8 protein-coding genes are annotated in these 5,116 nt (G+C 62.5%); 6 read left to right on the top strand and 2 right to left on the bottom strand.

Going from position 1 to position 5,116, the window contains the following annotated elements; translation table 11 throughout:
• The 6 genes from ACMO6A_RS11615 to ACMO6A_RS11590 all read left to right on the top strand — a co-directional run.
• A partial coding sequence (locus tag ACMO6A_RS11615; protein ID WP_418471300.1) for a type II secretion system F family protein occupies window positions 1-550 on the top strand: 550 nt, incomplete at its 5' end.
• 4 nt (window positions 551-554) lie between these two features.
• Window positions 555-881, top strand: a complete 327-nt coding sequence (locus tag ACMO6A_RS11610; protein WP_021410349.1) for a hypothetical protein — start codon at window positions 555-557, stop codon at window positions 879-881.
• A gap of 8 nt (window positions 882-889) precedes the next feature.
• Window positions 890-1,402: a DUF4860 domain-containing protein gene (locus ACMO6A_RS11605; protein WP_009305681.1), complete on the top strand. Its 513-nt coding sequence runs from the start codon at window positions 890-892 to the stop codon at window positions 1,400-1,402.
• A complete protein-coding gene (locus ACMO6A_RS11600) occupies window positions 1,402-1,866 on the top strand; it encodes a hypothetical protein (protein ID WP_009305680.1) in 465 nt (154 codons plus the stop codon). Before ACMO6A_RS11605 ends, ACMO6A_RS11600 begins: the two co-directional genes overlap by 1 nt.
• Complete coding sequence (locus ACMO6A_RS11595; protein ID WP_009305679.1) at window positions 1,863-2,327, top strand: hypothetical protein; 465 nt, start codon at window positions 1,863-1,865, stop codon at window positions 2,325-2,327. Before ACMO6A_RS11600 ends, ACMO6A_RS11595 begins: the two co-directional genes overlap by 4 nt.
• A gap of 10 nt (window positions 2,328-2,337) precedes the next feature.
• Window positions 2,338-3,411, top strand: a complete 1,074-nt coding sequence (locus ACMO6A_RS11590) for a type IV pilus twitching motility protein PilT (protein WP_009305678.1) — start codon at window positions 2,338-2,340, stop codon at window positions 3,409-3,411.
• A gap of 181 nt (window positions 3,412-3,592) precedes the next feature.
• On the opposite strand, the gene ACMO6A_RS11585 is transcribed toward ACMO6A_RS11590, so the two are convergent.
• Both ACMO6A_RS11585 and ACMO6A_RS11580 read right to left on the bottom strand, forming a co-directional pair.
• On the bottom strand, window positions 3,593-4,108 hold the full coding sequence (locus ACMO6A_RS11585; RefSeq protein ID WP_009305677.1) for a shikimate kinase: 516 nt from the start codon (window positions 4,106-4,108) through the stop codon (window positions 3,593-3,595).
• 39 nt (window positions 4,109-4,147) lie between these two features.
• On the bottom strand, window positions 4,148-4,606 hold the full coding sequence (locus ACMO6A_RS11580) for a DMT family transporter (RefSeq protein ID WP_114516645.1): 459 nt from the start codon (window positions 4,604-4,606) through the stop codon (window positions 4,148-4,150).
• Window positions 4,607-5,116: the final 510 nt, after the last annotated feature.

Raw genomic sequence — 5,116 nt, 5'->3', positions numbered from 1 at the left:
GGGCGTTACGCTGCTGTGCACCGTGCTCGTAGTGCTGGGCGTGCTGGCCGGCCGCTCGGCGGCAGGGCGCCAGCGCTTGCTGCGCCTGTTCGAAAAGGCGCCCCTCACGCGCGGGCCTATGCGCCAGATGGCCGTTAGTCGGTTCACCGCGGCGCTCGCCACGTTCGTATCTGCCGGCGTGGACACCGATACCGCTATGGAGAAGGCCGTGGCCATGGTAGATCATGGAAACCTGAAATCCCAGCTGGAAGCAGTGCGGATGCAGATGACGGATCCCGCCCAGGCCAAGAGCCTCGCGCAAGCCATCTTCGACAACAACGTCTTCGAGCCCATCTACGCCCGCATGCTGGTCGTGGGCACGCGCTCTGGCAGCTTGGAAACCGTGCTGGCAAGCCTGTCGGACACGTTCTTCGACGACTCTATCGTACGCCTCGACGGCCTCATCGACAGCGTCGAGCCCACGCTGGCCGCGTTCCTCACCGTGGGCGTGGGGGCTACGCTCATCGCGGTCATGCTCCCGCTCATCGGCATCATGGGATCGATCGGCTAGTCCCATGTACCACGAGCTGACCAAACAGGAAATCAGGAGGCGCACCCGCAAGCGCATGGCCGGATTGCTCGCCATCGTGCTGGTCGTCGTACTCGTCTGGCTTTCCTCGAACGCTATCGGAGCATCGCTGCGCGAGCAAGGCGAGCTGTCGGTGCGCAACGCCATCTTGAACAGCGCGAAGCAGTGCTGCGCCATCGAGGGCGCATACCCCTCGTCGCTCGCCTATCTCGAGGAGAACTACGGGTTGGTCGTGAATCGCTCCGACTACGCGATCACGTACGAGGTGTTCGCCGACAACGTCATGCCGAACGTCGTGGTGTTGGCGAAATGAGGGGCGATATGGTGCAAACGCTGATCCAGGCGACAGGGTCCAACCGCAGCTCCGAAGCCCGCGATGGAAAGGCGCGCGGACGGGCGTTCATCACGCTGCTGTTCGCCGTCATCGCGCTGTTCCTGCTGCTGGCGCTTCTGGTGGGCACGAGCGCCTACCGCGCAGCGAACGATGTGCGCTCTTCCTCTGACAATACCCGACTGGGGCTGTCGTTGATCGCGAACTCCATCCGAGCCACCGACGGGACCGACGCCGTAGGCGTGGCCGACGGTCCCGAAGGGCTGGCGCTCGTGCTGACCGAACACCTGGGCAACGGCGACTACGAGACGCGTTTGTACGCCTACCAGGGGGCAATCGTGGAAGAGTACACGCGCGCCGGAACGGCGTTCACGCCCGAGAAGGCTCGGGAGATCGTGAGGTCTTCCACCTTCGACTTCACCTACACCGACGGCCTGCTGACCGTGCACACCGACCAAGGCTCCACCTCGGTTGCCCTGCGCAGCGTAAGAGGAGGTGCCTGATGGGCATCGACCTTTCCCGCCTGCGCCGCGGCAACGATCACGACCGTCGACCCTGGCACGGCGCGGCTTTCATCGTGGAGGCGCTTGTGCTCCTGGTGTTTCTCATTGCGTCGCTTGCCGTGATCATGCAGGTGATCGCCGGAGCGCACGAACGAAGCATCGAAGCCGACCGCCTGTCGAACGCCATCATCCTCGCATCGAACGACGCCGAAGCGTTCGCGGCCGATCCGACCAGCGGCAACACGGGAGGAGAGTACGTCCTCGTCGACGGCCAGCTGGTACAACCCGAGGGGCCGATCGACGTCCTCGACAAGAGCGTGTACGACTTGACGCGCATCGTGGAAGCCCAGAGCCAACCGGGTGGCACGCTTTACACCGCCCACATCTACGTATCTTGCGGCGGAGAAGCAACCTACCAGATAGACACGGCTCGCTACGTGTCGAACGAGGGGGTGCAGCGATGAACAGCACCAACGGCAGCGTTCGTATCGGCCCCATCAGCCTGTTCACGTTGGTCATCATCTTGTGCCTGGCCGTGATGGCCGTGCTTTCGGCTACCACCGCGCAAGCGACGTATTCCGCCGCCGAGAAACAGGCCCTGTTCACCAACGATACTTACCAGAACGAGCAAGCCGCTCAAAGCGCGGTGGCCGTCATCGACGCGGCTCTGGAAGACGTGCGAGCCTCCGGAGGCGGTCTGGACGAAGCGCTTGCCGCCGTGGACGAGGCGCTGCCGGCCGACGCGCAGCGCGACGGGTCGAGAGTGCTCATGACGTTCGCCTCCTCCAGCGGGCGCACGCTTGACGTGGAATTAACCATCACCGCGAACGCAACATACGAGATCAGCCAATGGAAAGCGACAACGCAGTGGACGAACGACGGCCCGGGTGCCACGCTCTGGTCGGGCGCCGCGCAAACACGATAGGAGAAGCACGATGAAACTGGAGCAGCTCTTGCAAGAGATGGTGGACGCGAAGGCATCCGACGTCTTCATTATCGCAGGACTTCCTTTGGCGTACAGCGTGAGCGGCCGCCAGGTTCGACTGGATTCGGCACCGTTCAAGCCGGCCGACACCGAGGCCTTCGTCGGAGCCATCTACGAGGCATCTGGCCGCAACATGGACACCTTCATGCAGAACGGCAATCACGACGACGACTTCTCGTTCGCCCTGCCCGGCATCGGGCGCTTCCGCGCGAACGTCTTCCGTCAGCGCGGTTCGTACGGAGCGGTCATCCGCGTCATCCCCTTCGGCCTGCCCGATCCGGCGGAATTCCACATCCCCGACGAGGTGCTGCGCCTGGCCAAGTTCCAGAAGGGGCTCGTGCTGGTCACCGGCCCGGCGGGCGCCGGCAAGTCCACGACGCTGGCATGCATCATCGACCGCTTGAACCATGAACGTTCCGGCCACATCATCACGATGGAAGACCCCATCGAGTACGTGCACAAGCACGGCACCTGCATCGTCACGCAGCGCGAAGTGCCCACCGACGTGGCAACGTACAGCGAGGCCCTGCGCTCGGCCATGCGCGAGAGCCCTGACGTCATCCTGCTGGGCGAGATGCGCGACCAGGACACCATCGGCACTGCGGTGACTGCGGCCGAGATGGCGCAGCTGCTGTTCTCTACGCTGCACACTACGGGCGCCGCGGGCACGGTGGATCGCATCATCGACGCCTTCCCCGCTTCGCAGCAGCGCCAAATCCGCATTCAGCTGTCCATGGTGCTGCAGGCAATCGTGTCGCAGCAGCTTGTGCCCACCGTCGACGGCGGCACGGCGCCGGCCTTCGAGATCATGATCACGAACACGGCAATCCGCAACCTTATTCGCGAGGAGAAGACGCATCAGCTGGACAGCGCCATCGCCTCGGGCGGTGCCGAGGGCATGCGCACGATGGATCAGAGCTTGTTCGATCTCGTGAAGAGCGGACGCGTAGCAAAAGAGATGGCGCTGCAGTACAGCATCCATCAAGAGGCGCTTGAGAAGCGCTTCGAAACAGAAGGCCTGTAGAGCCGCATCGCGCTTCGACCAGCAACGACAACGCCCCGCAGCTTGTAACGAGCTGCGGGGCGTTTTCTTGCTTGGACGAGACGCCGGGTGAGACACTAGGGACGGGGTTGGTGTCTCACACGAGATCGACACGAGACGGCATCTCCGTTCCTTTGTCTCATTCCCTTTGTCTCATTTTCGATTACGCTTGCTTCAGGGCGTCGGCCACTTTGCGGGCGGCGGCGGTGATGGACAGGTCGTTCACGTCGACGGTGACTTCGGCGTACTGCTCGTACAGCGGCAGACGCTCGTCGTACAGCTCGCGCAGGCTCATGCCGATGCCTCCCTTCAGCACCACGCCGCGCTCCTGCAGGTCGCTCAGACGGCTGACCAGCTGGTCGTACGTGATCTTCAGATACACGATGGTCCCGATCTCGGCGAGATGCTTCATGGCCTCGTCGGAGTACACGGCCGAGCCGCCCGTGGCGATGATGGACTTCGACGCGTTCAGCTCGCGCAGAATCTCGTTCTCCACCTGGATGAAGCCCTCGGGACCGCACGCGTCGATGAGCTTCTGCAGCGTCTTGTCGCAGCTGTTCTGGATGACGAGGTCGGCGTCGATGAAGTCGTAGTTCAAGATCTTCGCCAGCACGATGCCGAGGGTAGATTTGCCGGCGCCGGGCATGCCGATGAGCACGATGTTGTCTTTTTCTGCCATGAGGTTCCTCCCTTACTGCACACATTGGGAGCAATTGTATCATGGCAGCTCGACCGGCACCGCTTCCAGTTGATTGGTTGCAACGTCCTTGCGTTTCAGGGGGAACATCTCGCTGACCAGGATGGCGCCGAAGATCAGCACGAATCCCACGATCAGCTTGAGCCCCACCTGCTCGCCGTACAGAAGCACGCTGAACAGCACGCCGAACACCGATTCCAGACGGAGGAACAGCGACGCCTGCGCGGGCGGCACATGCGCCAGCGCCACGTTCTGGATGACCAGCGCCACGCACGACGCGAAGATGACCAGGTAGGCCATGTTCCAGAAGAACTCGGGCGTGAGGGCCCACGCGGGAGGGAGCGTCTCGAAGCAGGCGCCGCACGCCACGCCGCACGCGCCGCCGATGAAGAACTGCATCACCGTGAGCACCAGCACGTCGTTCGTCCCCGAGAACTTCGACACGTACACGATGTGCACCGCGAACAGCAGCGCCGACACCAGCGGCTTGGCGTATCGTCAATCGGAGAGTATTCCGGCAGGAAGAAGCTCGAAAGCCGGGATGTTTCGCAGGAACGCCGCGGCGAAGGGCGCTCAAAAGCCGATGCTTCCTGCGTCCGAAAAGCCGGCCGAGTTTCTCTTCCGTACGCCCTGGTTTCGTGCGCTTCTATATATTACTTAAAGAGTCATGGACATAAACAGGCACTTTTCCGTAGTTTTGCTTTGGCGCGCGACAAGAGGCGTTCCGTTTACCTGGGGTTTCTTCCAGGCTCCTTTTCCACTCTGCTGGTTTTCCCTTGGAAAACTACCGAAAAGTCATGCTTTTTGTCCATGATGTTTTAAGTCATGTTCATACTGACTAGCAGGCCCTGTCATCCTATGGGACGATAGATGCGTCTCCCGATGGCGAAGCGTATCATCGGGAGAGAAGCCCCGCCCCGCCGGCCGACCCGTTGTCGTCCAGGCCCTCGGTGCCTTAGCTCAGGCTCGTCGCCGGCGCCGGCGGGGCTT

Source organism: Eggerthella sp., from assembly GCF_048329335.1.
Classification (GTDB): domain Bacteria; phylum Actinomycetota; class Coriobacteriia; order Coriobacteriales; family Eggerthellaceae; genus Eggerthella; species Eggerthella lenta.
Note: the sequence above shows the minus strand (reverse complement) of the source record. Positions and strands in the feature narration are given on the sequence as shown.